This window comes from Dechloromonas sp. ARDL1, from assembly GCF_051122455.1.
Lineage (GTDB): Bacteria > Pseudomonadota > Gammaproteobacteria > Burkholderiales > Rhodocyclaceae > Azonexus.
This window is the reverse complement of sequence record NZ_CP168939.1, coordinates 3,610,604-3,630,250: the sequence shown is the minus strand read 5'-3', so window position 1 is coordinate 3,630,250 and position 19,647 is coordinate 3,610,604. Positions and strand designations below refer to the sequence as shown.

Below are 19,647 nucleotides of genomic sequence, written 5' to 3'. Positions count from 1 at the left end.
GATCTGCTACTGCGCGCTACCGATGGCCAGTGACTGCTTCTCCTGTAACGGACGATATTCGATGACCATCTGGCCACCGGCGATCTGTAGTACGGTGTAGTTGTCGTCCACCACATCGCCTTCATGCACGATCAGGTGCTGCCCTTGTCGCGCTAGAAAAACCTTGGCCCTGCCTTCCTCGACCACCTTGCCCAAATACTGGAAAGGCAGCGGTGGCGCCTTGGGCTTCGGCGGTGGAGGGGGTGGCGGTGCGACGTACCAGCTCTTATTGCGGAACGGGTCGATTTCCAGGCGATCCGGCGGAATGCCTTGCGGTACGGGGGCCTGTAACGCTGGGACAGCCAAAGCTGGCTGGTTGGATGGCTTGCCGGCCACAGAGGACGACGCAGCACGTACTGGCCGTTGCTTCTTATGCACATTTTCCGGCTCGTCTTCGGCGAAATAGCCGGCGAGCAAGGTGGTCATCAGCAGAAAACCCAGGATCAGCCAGCGCTGCCGCGGTTTCAGTTTCACGAAGCCACCCCGCGGCGAGCGAAAACGATGAAGCGCAGTTGTGCCTCGACCTCATTGGTGACGATGTTCTCGCGCCTCAGGGTGAGATCGTCGACCGCCAAGTCGGCGAATTCAGCCCGTACCGCCGCCACGTAACGGCGAATTGAGAGATAGTGGCCACGTAGCGGCAAGGTCAGCACGTAGCGTTCAAGCGGCCCACCCTTGGCGGCAACCAAGCGGTACTCGCCGATGGGAATCTGCAAGCCCTGCTCACTCGCGATGTCAAGCAGCCGACCGAGCGTCGCATTCCGCTGCGACTCGCTCTGGAAGTGGTCAAGCAGGCTGGCCCTTGCTTCCTCCGGCCGTTGATCCTGAGTTTCATTGGCCATAGCTGCTCGCCTCAGGGCTTTCTCGGCCCGCGCCAGTTCTCGCTCAGACTCGTCAATGGCCGCATCCCGACCGGGCAGCAAAACCACATGGGCAATTAACGAACCGGCCACCAATAGCAATGCAAGAAGCGGCAAGGGCTGAACATGGGCAGCCTCATGGCGCAGCCATGCAAGAGAAGTGGTCAAGAAGCGGGCAGCCATGCAGCGGCAATCTCAAAAACATAGGGACGTTGTGGATCAGTCTGCTTCAATTGATGCGAAACCAGAACAACCTGACTCAATGGTTCGCGCCGCAGCGCCTCGACAAAGGCTAAGGCTGCACCGAGGTTACGTGCCTCCCCGCTAATCTGTACGCTCTTGCCGGAAATACTGGGGCGAATGGCGACCAAGGCAACATCCTCGCTCACCGCAGCATCAATGGTCCCGAACAGGCGTTCCCATTCCACGCCAATTGCGGCGTAGGCCTGCCGCAGTGCGGCCGTCTCCTCGGGACTGAAGACATTCTCCGGGCGGCGCCAGCGCTCAGCATCCAGCCGCTTTTCCAGTCGCCGTTTGGCTTGGGCGACCTGCCCGGACAAATCGTCCAGGCGCTCACGCCGCTCCCTCTCCTCCATGACAACATCGGCGGCCAGCAAGCCACCGGCAAGCAACAGACAGAACACCAACAGTCCCGGCCGACGCGGCTGGAAATCAAGATCAGGCATGCGTACCTCCAGGCAATACCGACGGCCATGCCGTCACCTCCCACGGCGGCAGGATCGACGGCAGCATCAGTCCGTCGGGGCAGACGAGCAATTTACCACCGGGTTCACGCTGGCAATCCGCCGCCAGTAGCGCACCGAGTTCGCTACCCAGGCTATCGGGCGTAGAACGCTGGTTTCGAAGAGCGACCAAGCTGCCGCGCTCCAGTCTAGCCAGCGTCAGACGCTCCGGGTCGGCACTAACGAACCAGCCGTCGAAATCGGCCAACCTCCTGCTTCCGGATGCAAGTTCGCGGACCAGGCGCGGCTGCAGGCTGGATACGGCAATACGTCTGCGGCGAAACGCTCCGCGCAATTCGTCAACAAAACGACGTTCGATACCCGCTGCCAGTCCAGGACGGCGAAAGCGCGCGCGGTCTAGCGCAATCTCCAAAGCGTCGACCCGTTCGCCCAGCGTATTGCGCAACAAAGCATAAGCTAGCGCCTGCCGCGCCCGTGACCCAGTGATGCCGTCGCTCCAGGGCAGCACGACATAGCGCACGAAATGATCGGCAACAATGATTTCGACCCGCCCGCCTCGCCGATTGTCGTCAGCCAGCATTTCGGCAACGGCAGCCAGCGCCGGCTGCCAGTCGCTCTCACCGGGTGCGGGGGGGGGCACGACTACCTCCCGCCGACGGACAGCACCGCGCCAGGAACGATGCTCGAGCACCACCCGCCGCGGATGAACGTAAAGATTGAGACGGTCAAGCCACGAAAGTGACACGATTGGCCTCCTCCAGGCTGGTCGTTCCTGCCCGCACCATGTCCAGGGCATTTTCACGCAATGAACGGGTACCGCCACGACGGGCAGCTTCCTTCAACTGCCGAATAGGGGCGCGGCCAATGATCAGTTCGCGAATCTCGTCATTGAGGACGAGCAATTCGGCAATCGCCCGCCGGCCACGATAGCCGGTACCGCGACAACTTCCACAGCCCACAGCACGATGAAAATGCCAGCTGGCAGTAGCGGCGGCATCGAGCTCGGTATCGGCGAGTTCCTGCATACCCTGCTCCAGCGGGCGAGCGCAGACTGGGCACAGCGTGCGGATAAGGCGCTGGGCGACGACGCCATTCAAGGCCGAAACGAGGTTGTAAGGGTCGACCTCCATGTGCAGGAAACGACCGATGACGTCGAAAACGTTGTTGGCGTGCACCGTAGTGAATACCAGGTGGCCGGTCAGTGCGGCCTGGACGGCGATCTGCGCCGTTTCAGCATCGCGTATCTCGCCGACCATGATCTTATCCGGGTCGTGGCGCAGGATGGAACGCAGGCCGCGGGCGAAAGTGAGCCCTTTCTTCTCGTTGACGGGAATCTGCAGCACGCCGTTCAGCTGATACTCGACCGGATCCTCGATGGTGATGATCTTATCCTCACCGCTATTGATCTCGGACAGCGCACCATAGAGCGTGGTGGTCTTTCCGGAACCTGTTGGTCCGGTAACAAGCACCATGCCGTAGGGCTCGGAGGCCAGCCGCCGAATGCGCGCCATGATGTCGGCGTCAAAGCCCATGGCATCGAGCGAAAGCCCCTTCAGGTGGTCTGTCAGCGCCTGCTTGTCGAGCACCCGCAGCACGGCATCCTCGCCCCAAATGCTGGGCATGATCGAAACGCGGATGTCGATCTCCCGCCCCTGCCAGTTGACCTTGAAGCGGCCATCCTGCGGCACCCGGCGCTCCGAGATGTCGAGGTCTGAGAGGACCTTGATACGCGAAATCATCTGTTCGGCCGTATCGCAGCCATCGATCGAGCCGGCGAAATTGAGCACGCCATCGATGCGATACTTGACGGTTAGTCCACGGGCGTTGGACTCGATATGGATGTCGCTGGCTTCAGCCTTGAGACCATCGTGCAGCGTCGAGCGCACCAGCCGTACAACAGCGCTGCCATCCTCCGAAATGCGCTGTAGCGAGAGGTCTTCGGCATCGGAGCCAATCGCCATTACCGCCTCCTCTCCACCCAGGCTGGAATCCAGCGTGCGTACCCGTGACTCCTCGCGGGCCAGGAAAGCGGCAATGCTGCCAGGCGTCGCCAGTTGCCAGACAATCGGCTTACCGAGCGGAACCAGGGACTCCAGCCAGTCGCGCAACTGCCCATCCAGTGGATCGGCGGCAGCGACCAGATAGCCGTCGTTGTTCTCCAGAATCAAGGCCTGGCGGCGGACGAACTCCCCAAAAGGCGCGATGGACAGGGCCAACGGATAAATGGAAAGCGTCGCCAACGATACGGCCGTCAACCCGAAGGTCTCGGCCAGCCGTTCGGCAGCAGCATCTTCGCCCAACCCGAAATCGGCCTGCAGCGCAGCCAGCGCTGCTGGCAAACCGCCCTCGGCAGCAGCCCGGCGGGCGTGAGCGACCAGGCCAGCACGATCCAGATGACCACGAATGACGCGCTCGTCGACCAACATGTTCATGGGCGCCTCCTACTGAAAATTGCCAGCCAGATCGAAAATCGGCATGTAGAGCAGGAGCACAATGCCACCGATGACTCCGCCGATGAACGTCATCAGCAGTGGTTCGAAGAGCCGGGTAAAGGTATCCACGAGGCGATTTATTTCCTCGTCGTAAAATGTGGCGACTGACTCGAGCATGTCGCCGAGTTGGCCGCTGCGTTCTCCAACGGCGATCATGCGCAAGGCGACTGGCGTCGTCAGGCCACCGCCTTCCACCGCACGCGAGAACGGCTGCCCCTGTTCGATGTCGACCACCGCCTGCCGCAGGCCGTCGCGCAGGGCGGCAGGCAATATGTCTGCAACCATGCCGAGCGTTGTCTTGAGCGGAATGCCGGCGCGCAGCAGCATGCCGGACGTACGGTAGAAACGTGCCAGGTAGACCAGCCGGATGCGCTCGCCTAGGGCGGGAATGCGCCAGGCCGTGCGGGCCAGCGCGGCGCGGACCGGCGGCAGCGAGAGCAGGCTGGCAATGGCCACCCCGGCCACAGCCAGGCCGATGACCAATTCCAGGGCGTGGCCGTTAATGAAGCCGCCCCAAGCGAAGAGCAGACTGGACAAGCCTTCCGGCTCGCGACCGCTGTCGGCGAAAACCAGGGAAAATCGCGGCACCACATAACCGAGCAAGAAAAGGGTGACCAAGGTACCCACCGACATCAGCATGGCTGGGTAAATGGCTGCACTGACAATCTTCTTCTTCAGTTCTGCCAACTTTTCGTGGAATACGAGATAACGCTGCAGCGCTTCCGGCATGTCGCCGGTGCGCTCACTGGCCTTGACCGTCGCCACATAAAGCTCTGGAAAAGCCTCCGGGTGGCGCTGGAGAGCCGCTGACAACGAAAGCCCCTCGCGCAAGTGGCCGATGAGGCGGTCCAGCACCTGCGCGGTCACCGACCCCTTATCCTGTGCAGCCAGGGTCTCCAGGCCTTCGAGCACGGTCAGGCCAGCCTGCAGCAGGGCGAGCAACTGGCGAGTGAACAATGGCAACGGAAACTTGCCGCCGGTTGCGCGCCGTGCCCCCAGGCTTTTCAGCGACACCACGACACCGCCGGCCAGAGCCGGTGTCGCGGCTACCTGTTCGGCCGAATCCGCAACCACCCGTAACCGGGTGATGCCGCGACCGGGAAAGACAGCAGTGACTTCGAACTCCATCGTGTCGAGGCTCACCAGTTGGTAATATCGGCGTTTTCTTCCTCGCCGCCGGGCTTGCCGTCCTTGCCGTAGGAGAAGAGGTCGAACTCGCCATGTTCGCCCGGCTGGCGGTACTGGTAGGCATTACCCCAGGGATCGGCTGGAACATCCTTCTTCAGGTACGGCCCCTGCCAACGCTTCTCGCCGCCGGGATTCTTCATCAGCGAAGCCAGGCCCTGCTCGGCGTTGGGATAGCGCCCCACGTCAAGGCGGTACTGGTCGAGTGCTTTTTCCAGCGCATCGATCTGGGCACGCGCCGCCTTTACCTCGGATTTCCCGATCTGCGAGAAATACTTGGGCCCGACGTAACCGGCCAGCAGGCCGATAATGACCATGACCACAAGCAGTTCGAGCAGCGTAAAGCCGCGCTGCAGCAAGCAGGAAGTGGAACGGGGAACAGAAGCGGAAGAAGGCACGGATGAGCTTGTTGAAGGTTGCAGAAGAGTCCCATCGTATGCATTTCGCGTTACAGGACCGTTACGCCATTCAACGATCAGGCGTCTCCGCCGGGACCGCCTGAATACCGACCATACCACCCGCACCGCTTCCTCCATGGGTGAATTGCCAGCCCTGGTAGCTGGCAGCGCTCTCGAATCCCTCCTGCTGCGAGGCAAACCCAGCCACCTTGATCGGCTTGCCGGGAGCGCGGCTGGCAATGCCTGAAATACCCCCCTGCAAGCGAAGCAGTTCCCAGTCCATGTTGTTGGTCATCGGGTCTCGATAGAGGCGGCGCAAGTGGTGCACCGGCATCGGGAAACGCCTGTCCTGCAGCAGGTCCTCCAGCTTCTGCGGATACTCTCGCACACCGTTCGGCCCCTTGCTGTAATAGCTGGCAATGGCGCGGCGATATTCCTCGCCGATGAACAGCAGCTCCCTTTCCTTATCTCGTCGGCTTTCCAGCGACCACAGCGTCCCCGCACCGGCCAGGGCGATGCCGGCCAGTGCGACCGCGAACAACAACCCCAGATAAGTCACACCGCTCTGCCGGCGGCGACCACCGATCACCATGTCGCGTAGTCGGACCCGTCGAGCCCTTGTCCTTCGGCCCCGCTTTTCACATCCCATACCCGGCGCGAACCCGGCTCGTCGGGTGGGGGCACCAGGATCCAGGTATCGGTCGCCTCGGTCAGCGGATCCGGCGGCAACTTGCGCAGATAGCGCCGGGTAACCAACTCCTCCAGATTTTCCGGATAACGCCCGTTGTCGCCCTGAAATTTGTCGATGGCCTCGCGCATGACAGCCAGCGATTCCTTGAGCGTGACCTCACGCGCCCGGTCTAGATGCGTGAAATAGCGTGGCAGGGCTATGGTGAGCAAGGTGGCGATGACCGCCATGACCACCAATAATTCGATGAGCGTAAATCCGCCGCGCTTCGTCATGCTCACCACTCCCGGTACGGAATGCCATTCATCCCGATTCCCGTCGACAGGGAATAGACGTCATAGACATCCGCCCCCTCCGCCGGTGCATCCGGTGGGCTGGCATAGCTGCGCTTGCCCCAGCTCTGTGCCGGACTCAAGGTGGTATCGCCGTTGAATGGGTCGCGCGGCAGGCGACGCATGAGATAGATCTTGGGATGAGCCGGATCCTGGATATTGGCCACGCCCTGAACCAGATCCTCCAGACGCCGCGGGTAGCCGCTCTCGTCGCTTTTCTTCTCCACCTTGCCCTCGTCTGCGGCTCTCTTGTAGGCGTCTATGCCGGCACGTATCTCGCGCAGCGCGGCGCGCAGTTCACCTTCCTTCAGCCGCTTGGCATTCGTCTCCAGCAAGGGTACAGCCACCAGTGCCAGGGTGCCGACAATCGCCACGCTGACCACCAGTTCAATCAGCGAAAACCCCAGCTCACCCCAATATCTCATGGAGAAAGCAACCTGACTGCATGGCTTGCCGCAACGCCCGGAATCGCCTCGCCATTGTCGGAAATCGCTCCTACCACCGCGATACGTGTCTCGCCGCTGGCCCCGGCCAGCGCACGCAGGCGGAGCGTACCGCCCCCCGGATCAACATGTACCGTCATACGGCCGCTACCGCTGGCGGCTGGTGCCACGGCCTCGATCAGCGCTGGATCGAAACTGATATCGACGCTTGCCCCACCAACCAGGCCAGGAATGAGCAGGCTCAAGGCGATATCGCTGCCGCCAGCCGCCTCGCCCGGCCCCTGTATCTGCATGCCCTCCGGTGCCCCCTGCATCTCCTCGGGCGGCCTCGCCACGGCCTCGGTGACGATTGGTTCGCGCGTTCCCGGACCCGCCCCCTTCGAACTCAACGCCAAAGATTTCGGCCCCGGCGTGCGGACGGACAGCGAAGGGGCACCGACGGCCGATTCCGTACCGGATCCGATTGCCGGCACCCCAAATTCCGGACGCGTCACGTTACGCATGATGCGCGGCGTGATGAGCAGCATGATCTCGGTCTTCGAAGAGGTATCGCGCTGGCTGCCGAACAGGCGGCCGATGATCGGCACCTCGCCGAATCCCGGGATATGGCTAGTGCTCTTGCGTTCCTCATCGCTGATCAGACCAGCAAGTACCTGCGTCTCGCCGTTCTTCAGACGCAACACGGTGCTCGCGCTACGTGTACCGACCTGATAGGCCAGCGAACTGGATGGCCCGCTCACTTCCTTGACGATGCTGCTCACCTCCAGGCCAACCTTGATCGACACCTCGTCGTCGAGCGACACATTAGGCTCGACATCGAGCTTGAGACCGACATCGAGATAATTGACCGAAGCCGAGACGCCGACGTTGGCCGTCGAGGTCGTGGTGAATACCGGCAGCTTCTCGCCGATGTGAATCTTGGCTTTTTCCTTGTTCTTGACGCGAATGCGAGGATTGGCCAGCACGTTGGTATCGCCATTCTGGCCCTTGATGTTGAGCGTAAGGCCGGGATTGGCGACAAAGCTGGTCAGGCCGCTGCGGTTTTTCAGGCTCATGTAGCCGGCCGCCAGAGAACCGCCGGGCGTCGTCACGCTCTGGGTAACGCCATTCACGATGGTGGTCGTGGTGGCCTGATTCTGCAGCAAGCCATAGCCCACTGAATCCGGCCAATCCACACCCAGTTCCATCAAACGGCTGCGCGTCACTTCCAGCACCTCGACCTCCAGCATCACCTCCGGCTCGGCCAAATCTAGCGAATCAATCAGGCGCTCGACCAGGCGGATGGCATCAGGAGTGTCCTTGACGATCAGCAGATTCAGCTTCTCGTCGGCAAAAACATCCTTGCTCTTGGCCACCGTCTTGACCAGGTTCTGGGCCTGCTTCACATCGGTATTGGCCAGGTAAAAACTGCGCACCACCAGTTCCTGATACTCCTTGGCCTTGGCAGGAGTGTTGGGGTAGATCAGGAAGCTGTTGTCGTTCAACTGGCGCTTCTCGAGCTGATTGGTGCTCAGGATCAGCTTGATGATGTCCTCGAGCGGGCTGTTGCGCACGAAAAGAGTGACCTTGCCATCGCCCTTGACGTCCTTGTCGAAGACGAAATTGAGCCCTGAAGAACGGGAGAGCACCTCAAAAACCGATTTCAGCGTCGCATCGCGAAATTCCAGAGCAACCGGCTTGGCGAGCGCCGCCTTGACCGCCGGATTGGCTGCCGGCATCTGCTCCTTGGCCCGCAACTCATCAATGCGCCGTTGCAACTCACGGGCGTCGCCGTTGACCGGATCCTGATTGCGCACGGTACGTACCAAGCGCTCGGCAGCCAGCAGATCGCCCTTCTGCAAGACCTGTGCTGCCTGCTGCAACAGCCCGCGGTTACGGCGGTCGGCTGCAATCTGCTGCAAGCCCTGATTGGCCCGGGCGTTGACCGGGTCAACACGCAACACGGCCACGTAATAAACCTCTGCTGCATCCAGTTGACCGCCCTGCCGCTGGCGGTCGGCGCTGCGCAGATAGTCTTCCACGGTATCGCCCTTCTGGCGGACCAGGGTAGCCTTCATCTCAGCATCTCGCGGCCGGTCACGCACCGCCTCTTCAAGAGAGGCTATACCCTGCTCGCGCCGTCCTTCGGCAATGGCGTTCATGCCTTCCCGAAATGCCGGGTGGGAACACCCGGAGACCAGCACAACAGCCAGCAGCAACAGCGACCCGCCCTCAACCCGGCGCAGCGATTTCATCGACATCGAACTTATCCAGATGGAAAGTCTCGCATCGTATGAAGGCCCCGTTACAGTGGTGTTAAGCCCATGCCACAAGAAAGTTTCGGCAAAGATTGCACAAAAAAAGGCGACAGGAGTACCGGAATTTCCGAATACTCTGTCGCCTCGATTTCCCGGGGTTGCCGGGGGAAAAATCAACGGCTGCGGCGGCGGGCAATCGTACCCATCAGGCCGAGACCGGCCAGCAGCATGGCGTACTGCCCCGGCTCCGGTACGGCAGCCGTCATCGTCAGGTTATCGAAAACGACACCGTCGCCGCTCAGCGTCATGCGGGCGATACCGGCGCCTTCGCTGACGAAACCAAAGCTCTGGAAGGCGTTGTAAGTCGAGTTACCGAATGCCGAGAAAATGAACTTGGTCGATTTGATCAGGTTGTTGGCGCTGTCGAAGTAGCGGGCGGTGAGCATGGCCGAGCCATCCGGGTCGGTATCCCAGATGCTGTAGTCGAAGGCAACACCTTTGGTCGGCTGCGCAAAGCTGAGGTTCAGCGTCATGCTGCCAATCTTTTCGAAGGAGAAGAAATGGTTGCCATTGCCACCCCAGGCACCATTTTCCGCCAGATCAGCCATGCTCTGGCCAACGACGAATTCGTCGGTGGATGAGAAGGTGACGCCACCGATGTTTAGCGAGCCGTTATTAACGACATAGCCGTCGAAGCTCTCGAAATCGATGACCTTCTGCGGTCCCGGCACGTCGTTACGGTCGACAATAACGGCAGCCTGAACCGAGAAAGCAGATGCGGCGATCAAGGCGCCGGCGATCAGATTCAGTTTGGACATAATATTCTCCATTGCCCCCAGCGCTGGCCGGGGGGTTGTTGAGGGATCAGGCGCCGATGATGCCGCCGTCGTTCTTGGTGATGACCACCACGCTGGAGCGCGGACGGCCACCCGGCAAGGGAGTGCCGTCGGCACGGGTTGCCCACTGGCTGGCCGGCCAGTTGGAGAACTGGGTCGGATTGGCGGCAGTAGCATCTTCGCCCGGATGCTGGATACCGACGAACAGGGTCTTGCCATCCGGGGTCATGGTGATACCGGTGACTTCACACTTGTTCGGGCCGGTCAGGAAGCGCTTGAACTGCTTGGTAACCGGATCGGCACAGGAAAGGCTGTTAGCGCCGATATTCACCCAGTCGCCCGAAGCATCACCGACCTGGTCGGTCTGCACCCACAGGCGGCCGAACCAGTCGAACCACAGACCATCCGGGGCACCAAAGTCGCAGCTACCGTCGGCACCGTTGATGTCGCCCTTGTAGTCGTTGGTCGGCTTGGCAACTTTCGCGGTCTTGCTGTCACCAGCCTGAACGAAAATATCCCATGTGAAGGTAGTAGCCTGCACCGACTTTTCGTCCTCACGCCAACGAATGATGTGGCCGTAGATATTGTCCTGGCGCGGGTTGGCGGCATCGACCGCCGGGCGGGCGGAGGCGGCGGTAGTCGAACCATCGGCCTTGTTCGCCGACGGTGTGGCGCTGCTGCCACGGCGGTTATTGTTGGTCAGCGTGCAATAGACCTCGATGTCGTCGTTGCCATTGATGCGCGGACGCGCGCCGGTCCATTCAGGGCGGTCCATCATCGTCGCGCCCACAGCGTCGGCTGCCATGCGGGTCTTGATCAGAATTTTGGCCTGCACATCGGCATCGTCGGCGCCGGAAAAATTCGGGTTGTCACGCAGGGCCACACCATCCAGGCCAACGCTGTCCGGCGTCAGCGGCAGCCACACACCCGTCATGCTGGCATCGAAACGGGCAACATAAAGTATGCCCTGGTCAAGCAGATTGCGGTTGGCAGCACGGTTGCCCGGGTTGTACTTGTCCGCACAGACGAACTTGTAGATGTATTCATTGCGCTCGTCGTCGCCCATGTAGAAGGCCAGGTGATTGGCGCGGTCCACCACGTACTGGGCACTCTCGTGTTTGATACGGCCAAGCGCGGTACGCTTGACGGGCACGCTTTTCGGATCAGTCGGATCAACCTCGACCACCCAGCCAAAATGGTTGGTTTCGTTCGGATTCACCGCCAGATCGAAGCGCGGGTCGACGGTATGCCAGCGATAGCCAAAACCGCTGGCGGTAACGCCATAGCGGTTGTACAGCTTACCGGTTTCGGTGCTGCTGGCAGGCAAGGCAGCGGTGGAACCGAAGTTGCCGTTCCAGTTTTCCTCGCAGGTCAGGTAGGTTCCCCATGGGGTAATGCCGTTGGCGCAGTTGTTGATCGTACCGTGTGCGCTGTAGCCGTCGGTGGTCTTGCCGGTGGCGACCGAGCCGCTGCCCTTGATATCGTATTCCTTGGTCTGCATCAGGGGATGGCCGGCAGCCGGGCCAGCAATACGCATCGGCGTATTGGCAGTGAGGCGGCGACCATAGACCGAGCCCGGAACGACGGACCACTTGCCATTGATCAGACGCACTTCCAGAATCGAAACGCCATGAGCAGATTGCGACTTGCGGCACTTCTCGATGGTGTAACCCGCGCCAACCTGGCCGTCCGGGAACAAAACATCCTCGTGCGTATATTCGTTGTTGGCGCACAGGATGCCTCGATCACTCAATACCTGGCCACGGCTCGGGAACGGGAAGAAATGCATGCCGTCGGTATGCATGCCGTATTGCTTCATCTGCTCGGCGGCCGTGTTGCTGGCATCGGCCTTGTATGCGACGCCGCCTGGCATGATCGGGTCGCCCCAGGCAACCAGGCAGTTGACGGTGTAGCCATCCGGCACGATGACCGCATCGGCCACCGGCGCAGTATCGGCCGCAACGCCTTCGAAATTGATGCCCGGAGTTGCCAGCGGCGTGGCGGCATGGACCGTATTGACCAGACCGGATAGCGTGACGCCACCGGCTGCAGCCAGCATACCGGCACTGGCGGTACCCTGGACGAAGCGACGACGGCTGACTTCCACACGACCGATCACGTCATAGATGGATTCATTACCCGACGGATTGACCGTCAGGTCGTTGCTGGGGTGACTATTACCTTTCATGGGGCTATCTCTCGCTAGGGTGTCTGTAATTTAAGTCGAAACGGGGTCGCAATGACGCCAGCGCAACCTGACCGCTGAAAGGAAAGTTACGCTGCCTTTATTGCCCTTGCATTTCATTCGAACAGCAATTCAATAGTCCGATTGGACTATTAACCCCCTCCTGCGGCCAGTCCTAGCCCCCTTCAAAAGGCGGCGCTTTATTAGTGAAACGCCCTCCCTCCGGGGATTTCCCCAGCGCGTGAAGTATTTGACAGAGAGGAGGATTAACAACAGGCATGTCAGTCAGACAATTCCAATGCCGCGAGCGCCCATTCATCAAAATGACATATTGCATTCGCACAATCGGCTTCCGGTCTTGCTGACCTTCCCTCACATTTCAGGAATCGATACCGATGCGGATGCCCCGTTCCACCCAGCTTTCACTCGTTCTCATCGCCGCCTTTGGCAGCGCTGTCATTACAACCGGGTGCGGCAATGCCGATAGCAAGGCACCGGCCAGCCAAGTCGCGGCCAAGGTCAACGGCGCGGAAATTTCGGTGCACCAGATCAACGCCTTGCTCGCCAAGACCGGTGGGGTCAATAGCGAGAATGCGCCGCAAGCCCGCAAGGAAATCCTTGATCGCTTGGTCAACCAGCAACTCGCCGTCGAACAGGCCATGGCCAAGAAACTGGACCGCAACCCGGATGTGCTGCTCAACATCGAGGCTGCCCGCCGGGAGATCCTGGCCCGCACCTACCTGGAACAACTCACGGCGAACAATGCCAAGCCGACCGACGAAGAGGTCAAGCGCTACTTCGACGAGCATCCCGACCTGTTCGCCAAGCGCCGCATCTACGCCCTGCAGGAACTGGCTATCCCGAAAAATGCCGGTTCGCTCGACGGACTCAAGGAATACATTGGCAGTGGCAAGTCCCTCGACGACATCGTGAACTGGCTTAAGGAACGCAAGATTCCCGCCCGCGCCAGCCAGGGCAGCCGCCCGGCCGAGCAGCTGCCGCTCGAGCTGCTGCCCAGAGTCGCCCAGCTCAAGGATGGCCAGACCGCCATGCTCGAATCGCCACAAGGCATCATGATCATGCGCCTGGTTGCATCGCAGAACGCCCCCATCGACGAAGTTAACGCCAAGCCACGCATCCAGCAGTTCCTGCTCAACGAGCGCAACAGCAAGGCCGTAGCCGAAGAAATGAAGAAGCTGAAGGACGCCGCCAAGATCGAATTTGTCGGCGACTTCGCCAAGCTCTCCGAAACACCAACGGCTGCTCAACCGATCAACGCCCCCGTTGCTGAAGCCCCGAAGGAACCGTCCAACCCTGCTGCCAGCGCCATCGAAAAGGGCGTCGCCGGCCTCAAGTAAGCCCAGCGCACCAGATACAGGAAACTCTATGGCTAAGGTCTTCTTCCGCCTGCTCGCTCTCGCCTGCCTACTCGTCAACGCTGCCGCCGGCCTTGCCGCCGATACGGACTACAAGCTAGGCCAGGGCGACACGATCCGTATCGTCGTTTTCCAGAACCCCGACCTCACCCTCGATACACGGGTTTCGGAAAGCGGCACCATCACCTACCCGCTGATCGGCACCGTCGCCATTGGCGGCCTGACCATCGCCCATGCCGAAGCCCGCATCGCTGCCGGCCTCAAGGATGGCGGTTACGTCCAGAAGCCGCAGGTCAACATCGCCCTCATGCAGGTACGCGGCAACCAGGTTTCCGTGCTCGGCCAGGTCAACCGGCCCGGCCGCTTCCCCCTTGAAACTGGCAACACCCGGCTTTCCGACGTACTGGCCATGGCCGGCGGTGCGACGCCGACGGGTGCCGATAGCGTCATCGTCACCGGTATCCGCGAGGGCAAGCCCTTCCGCCGCGAAATCGACTTCCCCGCCATCTACATCGGAAACCGGGCCGAAGACGATCTGTTCATCACGGGTGGCGATGTCATCTACGTCCATCGTGCCCCGATGTTCTACGTTTATGGCGAAGCGCAGCGCTCCGGCTCCTACCGCATCGAGCGCGGCATGACCGTCCGCCAGGCGCTGGCCCAGGCTGGTGGCCCCACCCTGCGTGGCACTGACGAGCGTGTCCGCGTCCATCGCCGCAACAGTGACGGGCAGATCGCCCGCATCACACCCGAACTCAGCGATCTCGTTCATCCGGACGACGTGATCTACGTCCGCGAAAGCCTCTTCTAAAAGCCAGTCGACCATGACCTTGCAACAATTCCTGCTCATCCTCTGGGCCCGCCGCCGGCTAGTGTTTTTTACATTTCTGGCGACCGTGCTCACCGCTACCTTGGTCAGCCTGCTGCTCCCCGAAGAGTACAGTGCCAGCACTGCAGTCGTAGTTGACGTCAAATCGCCCGATCCGATTGCCGGTGTGGTGCTGCCGGGCCTGATGGCACCGGGGTACATGGCCACCCAAGTCGACATCATCAACAGTGACCGCGTCGCGATGCGTGTCGTCAAAAACCTCAAGCTCGACGAAAACCCCAACATCCGGGAGCAATGGCAGGAAGCGACGGAAGGCAAGGGACAGCTCACCCCCTGGCTGGTCGACCTTCTGCAGAAGAAACTGGACGTCAAGCCGTCCCGTGAGAGCAACGTCATCACCATCGGCTACGCCGGCGCCAACCCCGGATTTGCCGCCACCATGGCCAACGCCTTCGCCCAGGCCTACATCGACGTAAACCTGGAACTGCGCCTCGAACCCGCCCGTCAGAGCGCCCAATGGTTCGACAGCCAGATGCAGCAATACCGCGAACGCCTCGACAAAGCCCAGGCCGCCCTCTCCGAGCAGCAACAGAAAAGCGGCATCGTCGCCACAGATGAGCGCCTAGACTACGAAACGCAAAAGCTGAACGAACTCTCCACCCAGCTCACCGTGGCCCAGGCCCAGAGCACGGACTCCAGCAGTAAGCGCAAGAGCGGACAAGCCGACACCTTGCCAGAAGTCATGCAAAGCGGCCTGGTCAACCAGTTGAAGAGCGAGGTTGCCATCCGCGAAGCCCGCCTCAAGGAACTGGCCGGCAATTATGGCCAGAACCACCCGCAATACCTGCGTGCCTCGGCCGAACTGGCCGAACTGAAAGCCAAACTAGGCGCAGAAATCGGTCGTATCAGCAGCTCCATCGGCACTGCCGGCACCATCAGCAAGCAAAAGGAATCCGAGCTGGTTGCTTCGGTCAATGCCCAGAAACTGAAGATCCTCGAACTCAAGAAACAGCGCGACGAGATCAGCCTGCTGGTGCGAGAAGTGGAATCCGCCCAGCGCGCCTTCGACGCCGTCAGCCAGCGCACCACGCAAACCCGCCTGGAATCCCAGAGCATCCAGACCAACCTGTCCATCCTGAACCCGGCGACCGAACCGATCAAACCGGCCAAGCCGAAGGTGCTGCTCAATATCCTGGTTTCCATCTTCCTCGGCACCCTGCTTGGCGTCGGTGCCGCACTGATGCTGGAACTGATGCAACGCCGGGTGCGCTCCGCCGACGACATCGCGCAATGCATCGAACTACCCGTGCTTGCCGTCATCGAGCTGGAAACCGCGGGCAACTGGCTGCAGTTCTGGCAGCGTCTTCCGGGACGCCTGCCACGCATCCTTCCCTTCCGCCCCCGTACTGTCTGAGCGAGGACACCATGAATATTGCCGCCATGCCTGACACCGTGATCACTCGCGCGTTCCATGCCAATAATATGAGCAGTTCCATCGGCGCCATGCTGATGGATGCCGGGCAATTGACGCCGGAAGCCGCCGAGCGCGTCATCAAACTGCAAAGGGAAAGCGGCCTGCGCTTCGGCGAAGCCGCTATCCAACTCGGGCTAGTCACCGAAGCCGACATCCAGCACGCCCTCTCGCGCCAATTCGATTACCCCTACCTACTGGCCGGCGACGAAAGCGTCGATGAAGAAGTGATCGCCGCCTTCAAGCCCTTCTCACCCACTGTGGAGCGCCTCCGCGCCCTGCGCAGCCAGTTGATGCTGCGCCTGTTCGACCAGGAAGCCGGGCAGCCCCAGCTGCGCAGCCTGGCCGTGGCCAGCCCCGACCAGGGCGAAGGCCGCAGCTGGCTCGCCGCCAACCTGGCTGTCGTTTTTTCGCAATTGGGCGAGCGTACCCTGCTGATTGACGCCAACCTGCGCAGCCCGCGCCAGCACACCCTGTTCCGCCTCGACAATCAGGCTGGGCTTTCCTCCGTGCTAGCCGGCCGCTGCGACTCCAACGACGCGCTCAACCGGATTTCCTCGCTGCTTGGGCTTTCCGTCATGACGGCTGGTGCCGTACCGCCCAACCCGCAGGAACTGCTTAGCCGCCCCGCTTTCGGGAAATTGCTGCAAGAGTTGCGCGAGCGTTTCGATGTCGTACTCATCGACACCCCGGCTGGCCAGCGAAGCGCCGATGCCACCACCATCGCCGCACGCGCTGGTGCCGCCATCGTCGTTGGCCGCAAGCACTACACCGCCACCCCGCGCCTGCAGACGCTGGTGGAGTCCTTGCGCCACACCGGCACCTTCGTGGTCGGCGCCGTACTCAACCAATTCTGATCACGCAAGCCATGGCAGTCCTCGACAACGCCCTTCCCAGCACCGAAGCCCGACACCGCTCGCCCTTGGGCGGCTGGCACATCGTCGCCTTCGGCCTGGTGGCGATGTACGTACCCAGTTTTGTGGACCTCTTTCGCGGTCTATGGAGCAGCGACGCCCAGGCCCACGGCCCCATCGTGCTCGCCATCGCGTGCTGGTTGTTCTACCGCAAATGGGCCGCAATGCGCGAAGCCGCAGCCGGCCAAGCCCCCTCGGCTTGGGGCTGGCCAATTTTCGTCATCGGCCAGCTGCTCTACATCATCGGCCGCTCACAGGGCATCCTGCTCTTCGAGGTTGGCTCGCTGATCTGGATACTGGCTGCCCTGATTCTGCTCCAGCACGGCAGCCAGGCTCTCAAGGCGCAATGGTTTCCGCTTTTCTTCATGCTGTTCATGATCCCGCTGCCCGGCCCTTTCGTAGACGCCCTGACCATGCCGATGAAGATGGCCGTCTCCTACGTGGCTGAAACCGTGCTTTACGGCATGGGCTACCCCATCGCCCGCCAGGGCGTCATCCTCCAGATCGGCCAGTACAAGCTGCTGGTCGCCGATGCCTGCGCTGGGCTGCACACCCTGTTCACCCTCGAAGCACTTGGCCTGCTCTACCTCAACATCGTCCGCCACGATTCGGTGATCCGCAACATCGCGCTGGCCACGCTGATCGTCCCCATCTCCTTCACGGCCAACGTCATCCGCGTAATGGTGCTCACCCTGATTACCTACCACTTCGGTGACGAAGCCGGGCAAGGCTTCCTGCACGGTTTTGCCGGCATGGTGCTATTTGTTAGCGCCCTGCTGCTGATCATGGGGGTAGATGGCCTGTTGCAGATAGGTGTACGGCTACGTGAACGCCGGTTGGCCGCCGGAGCCGAACGATGAAGCCATTGTTCCGCAACCTTATTCTGGTGATCTCGATGGTCAGTGCCTCGGGGCTGGCGATTGCCTTGCGCCCAACCGAGCGAATTGCCGATCATGCAGAGCGAATCAGTCTCGAAGAAATGATACCGCCCCAATTTGGCGAGTGGCGGGAAGACAAGTCCATAGTTCCCATCGAACCGGCCCCTGAACTAAAAGCGGTCATCGATAAAACTTACGACCAAACCCTTTCTCGGACTTTCATCGATGCCTCGGGCAACCGCATCATGCTGTCGATTGCCTATGGTGGAAACCAGCACGAGGGGATGAATACGCATCGCCCCGAAATCTGTTACCCAGCTCAGGGCTTTGAACTTATATCTTCCCGACCTGACACCTTGATGGTGCTAGGCAGAGCGCTTCCGTTGCATCGCGTGATAGCCAAAATGAGCCAACGCAATGAGCCCATTTCCTATTGGGTTGTGGTGGGAGACGAACTCACCGAATTCGGCCTGAAACATAAACTCACCACACTGAAATACGGCATCTCCGGCCGAATTCCAGACGGCATGCTGATTCGAGTTTCATCAATAGATCGCGACGAACAACAGGCCTACCGCCTACAAGACAAGTTCATTAACGCCATGCTTTCAGCCTTGTCCCAAAAGGATCAAAGCAGGCTACTCGGCACCCTGCCCAACTAACGCTTCCAGGTATTGAAATCATGTCCAAAAACAAAGTTGCCTTGATAACCGGCATCACCGGCCAAGACGGTGCCTACCTCGCCGAATTCCTCCTCAGCAAAGGCTACGAAGTTCACGGCATCAAGCGCCGCGCCTCGCTCTTCAATACCGATCGCATCGACCACCTCTATCAGGATCCGCACGTCAGCCACCGCAACTTCGTGCTGCACTACGGCGACCTGACCGATTCCACCAACCTGATCCGCATCGTCCAGTTGGTGCAACCCGACGAAATCTACAACCTGGCCGCCATGAGCCATGTGGCGGTGAGCTTCGAAACCCCGGAATACACCGCCAATGCCGACGGCATCGGCACCCTGCGCCTGCTCGAAGCCATCCGCATCCTCGGCCTCGAAAAGAAGACCCGCTTCTACCAGGCCTCCACCTCCGAGCTCTACGGCCTGGTTCAGGAAATCCCGCAGAAGGAAACCACCCCATTCTACCCGCGCAGCCCTTACGCCGTGGCCAAGATGTACGGCTACTGGATCACCGTCAATTACCGCGAAGCCTATGGCATGTATGCCTGCAACGGCATCCTCTTCAACCACGAATCCCCGCTGCGCGGCGAAACCTTCGTCACCCGCAAGATCACCCGCGCTCTCGCCCGCATCAAGCTCAACCTTCAGGACTGCCTTTACCTCGGCAACATGGATTCGCTGCGAGACTGGGGCCACGCCCGCGATTACGTTGAAATGCAGTGGCTGATGCTGCAGCAGGAGCAGCCGGAAGACTTCGTCATCGCCACCGGCATCCAGTTCAGCGTGCGCGAATTCGTCGATGCCGCCGCCCACGAGCTCGGCATTCAAATCACTTGGCAAGGCAAGGGCGTCGAAGAAACCGGGACCGACCAGCACGGCAACGTCATCGTCCGCGTTGACCCGCGCTACTTCCGCCCCACCGAAGTCGAAACCCTGCTCGGCGACCCGACCAAGGCCCGCGAAAAACTGGGCTGGACGCCGCGCACCAGCTTCCAGGAGCTGGTTTCCGAAATGGTCCTCGAAGACCTAAAGAGCGCAGAGCGCGATGAGCTGGTCAAGAAAAACGGCTACGCGGCTTTCGACTACCACGAGTAAGAACCG

At 60.9% G+C, this 19,647-nt stretch carries 20 protein-coding genes; 7 read left to right on the top strand and 13 right to left on the bottom strand.

What is annotated here, in order from left to right:
- Nucleotides 1-6 precede the first annotated feature (6 nt).
- The 13 genes from AB6Q56_RS17965 to AB6Q56_RS17905 all read right to left on the bottom strand — a co-directional run bounded on the left by AB6Q56_RS17965 (nt 7) and on the right by AB6Q56_RS17905 (nt 12,402).
- On the bottom strand, nt 7-513 hold the full coding sequence (locus AB6Q56_RS17965; RefSeq protein WP_434514416.1) for a hypothetical protein: 507 nt from the start codon (nt 511-513) through the stop codon (nt 7-9).
- Nucleotides 510-1,082: a hypothetical protein gene (locus AB6Q56_RS17960; protein ID WP_434514415.1), complete on the bottom strand. Its 573-nt coding sequence runs from the start codon at nt 1,080-1,082 to the stop codon at nt 510-512. Before AB6Q56_RS17960 ends, AB6Q56_RS17965 begins: the two co-directional genes overlap by 4 nt.
- Entirely contained in the window at nt 1,064-1,585 is a 522-nt protein-coding gene (locus AB6Q56_RS17955) for a PilN domain-containing protein (protein ID WP_434514414.1), read from the bottom strand. The genes AB6Q56_RS17960 and AB6Q56_RS17955 overlap by 19 nt, the downstream gene beginning before the upstream one ends.
- Complete coding sequence (locus AB6Q56_RS17950) at nt 1,578-2,348, bottom strand: hypothetical protein (RefSeq protein WP_434514413.1); 771 nt, start codon at nt 2,346-2,348, stop codon at nt 1,578-1,580. Before AB6Q56_RS17950 ends, AB6Q56_RS17955 begins: the two co-directional genes overlap by 8 nt.
- Nucleotides 2,329-4,035, bottom strand: coding sequence for a GspE/PulE family protein (locus AB6Q56_RS17945; RefSeq protein ID WP_434514412.1), 1,707 nt, complete (start codon nt 4,033-4,035; stop codon nt 2,329-2,331). The genes AB6Q56_RS17950 and AB6Q56_RS17945 overlap by 20 nt, the downstream gene beginning before the upstream one ends.
- A gap of 9 nt (nt 4,036-4,044) precedes the next feature.
- Nucleotides 4,045-5,238, bottom strand: coding sequence for a type II secretion system F family protein (locus AB6Q56_RS17940; RefSeq protein WP_434514411.1), 1,194 nt, complete (start codon nt 5,236-5,238; stop codon nt 4,045-4,047).
- On the bottom strand, nt 5,235-5,678 hold the full coding sequence (gene gspG, locus AB6Q56_RS17935; RefSeq protein WP_434514410.1) for a type II secretion system major pseudopilin GspG: 444 nt from the start codon (nt 5,676-5,678) through the stop codon (nt 5,235-5,237). The genes AB6Q56_RS17940 and gspG overlap by 4 nt, the downstream gene beginning before the upstream one ends.
- 70 nt (nt 5,679-5,748) lie before the next feature.
- Complete coding sequence (locus tag AB6Q56_RS17930; protein ID WP_434514409.1) at nt 5,749-6,270, bottom strand: type II secretion system protein; 522 nt, start codon at nt 6,268-6,270, stop codon at nt 5,749-5,751.
- Nucleotides 6,264-6,641: a type II secretion system protein gene (locus tag AB6Q56_RS17925; protein WP_434514408.1), complete on the bottom strand. Its 378-nt coding sequence runs from the start codon at nt 6,639-6,641 to the stop codon at nt 6,264-6,266. The genes AB6Q56_RS17930 and AB6Q56_RS17925 overlap by 7 nt, the downstream gene beginning before the upstream one ends.
- A 2-nt stretch (nt 6,642-6,643) precedes the next feature.
- The gene (locus AB6Q56_RS17920) at nt 6,644-7,123 is read right to left on the bottom strand and encodes a type II secretion system protein (protein WP_434514407.1); all 480 of its coding nucleotides are present in this window, start codon (nt 7,121-7,123) and stop codon (nt 6,644-6,646) included.
- The gene (locus tag AB6Q56_RS17915) at nt 7,120-9,381 is read right to left on the bottom strand and encodes a secretin N-terminal domain-containing protein (RefSeq protein WP_434514406.1); all 2,262 of its coding nucleotides are present in this window, start codon (nt 9,379-9,381) and stop codon (nt 7,120-7,122) included. Before AB6Q56_RS17915 ends, AB6Q56_RS17920 begins: the two co-directional genes overlap by 4 nt.
- Before the next feature lie 170 nt (nt 9,382-9,551).
- Complete coding sequence (locus AB6Q56_RS17910) at nt 9,552-10,196, bottom strand: PEP-CTERM sorting domain-containing protein (protein WP_434514405.1); 645 nt, start codon at nt 10,194-10,196, stop codon at nt 9,552-9,554.
- Between the two features lie 46 nt (nt 10,197-10,242).
- A complete protein-coding gene (locus AB6Q56_RS17905; RefSeq protein ID WP_434514404.1) occupies nt 10,243-12,402 on the bottom strand; it encodes a PhoX family protein in 2,160 nt (719 codons plus the stop codon).
- 398 nt (nt 12,403-12,800) lie between these two features.
- On the opposite strand from AB6Q56_RS17905, the gene AB6Q56_RS17900 reads away from it, so the two are divergent.
- The 7 genes from AB6Q56_RS17900 to gmd are packed head-to-tail and all read left to right on the top strand — an operon-like array spanning nt 12,801 to nt 19,641.
- Nucleotides 12,801-13,757 (top strand): EpsD family peptidyl-prolyl cis-trans isomerase, encoded by a 957-nt coding sequence (locus tag AB6Q56_RS17900; RefSeq protein WP_434514403.1) that lies wholly within the window; start codon nt 12,801-12,803, stop codon nt 13,755-13,757.
- Nucleotides 13,758-13,785: 28 nt separating this feature from the next.
- Nucleotides 13,786-14,586 (top strand): polysaccharide export protein EpsE, encoded by an 801-nt coding sequence (epsE, locus tag AB6Q56_RS17895; RefSeq protein WP_434514402.1) that lies wholly within the window; start codon nt 13,786-13,788, stop codon nt 14,584-14,586.
- A 13-nt stretch (nt 14,587-14,599) separates the two neighbouring features.
- Nucleotides 14,600-16,018 (top strand): chain length determinant protein EpsF, encoded by a 1,419-nt coding sequence (epsF, locus tag AB6Q56_RS17890; RefSeq protein WP_434514401.1) that lies wholly within the window; start codon nt 14,600-14,602, stop codon nt 16,016-16,018.
- An 11-nt stretch (nt 16,019-16,029) separates the two neighbouring features.
- Complete coding sequence (gene epsG, locus AB6Q56_RS17885) at nt 16,030-16,932, top strand: chain length determinant protein tyrosine kinase EpsG (protein ID WP_434514400.1); 903 nt, start codon at nt 16,030-16,032, stop codon at nt 16,930-16,932.
- 11 nt (nt 16,933-16,943) lie between these two features.
- Entirely contained in the window at nt 16,944-17,849 is a 906-nt protein-coding gene (gene xrtB / locus AB6Q56_RS17880) for an exosortase B (protein WP_434514399.1), read from the top strand.
- On the top strand, nt 17,846-18,529 hold the full coding sequence (epsI, locus tag AB6Q56_RS17875; RefSeq protein ID WP_434514398.1) for an exosortase-associated protein EpsI, B-type: 684 nt from the start codon (nt 17,846-17,848) through the stop codon (nt 18,527-18,529). The genes xrtB and epsI overlap by 4 nt, the downstream gene beginning before the upstream one ends.
- 20 nt (nt 18,530-18,549) lie before the next feature.
- Nucleotides 18,550-19,641, top strand: coding sequence for a GDP-mannose 4,6-dehydratase (gmd, locus tag AB6Q56_RS17870; protein ID WP_434514397.1), 1,092 nt, complete (start codon nt 18,550-18,552; stop codon nt 19,639-19,641).
- Nucleotides 19,642-19,647: the final 6 nt, after the last annotated feature.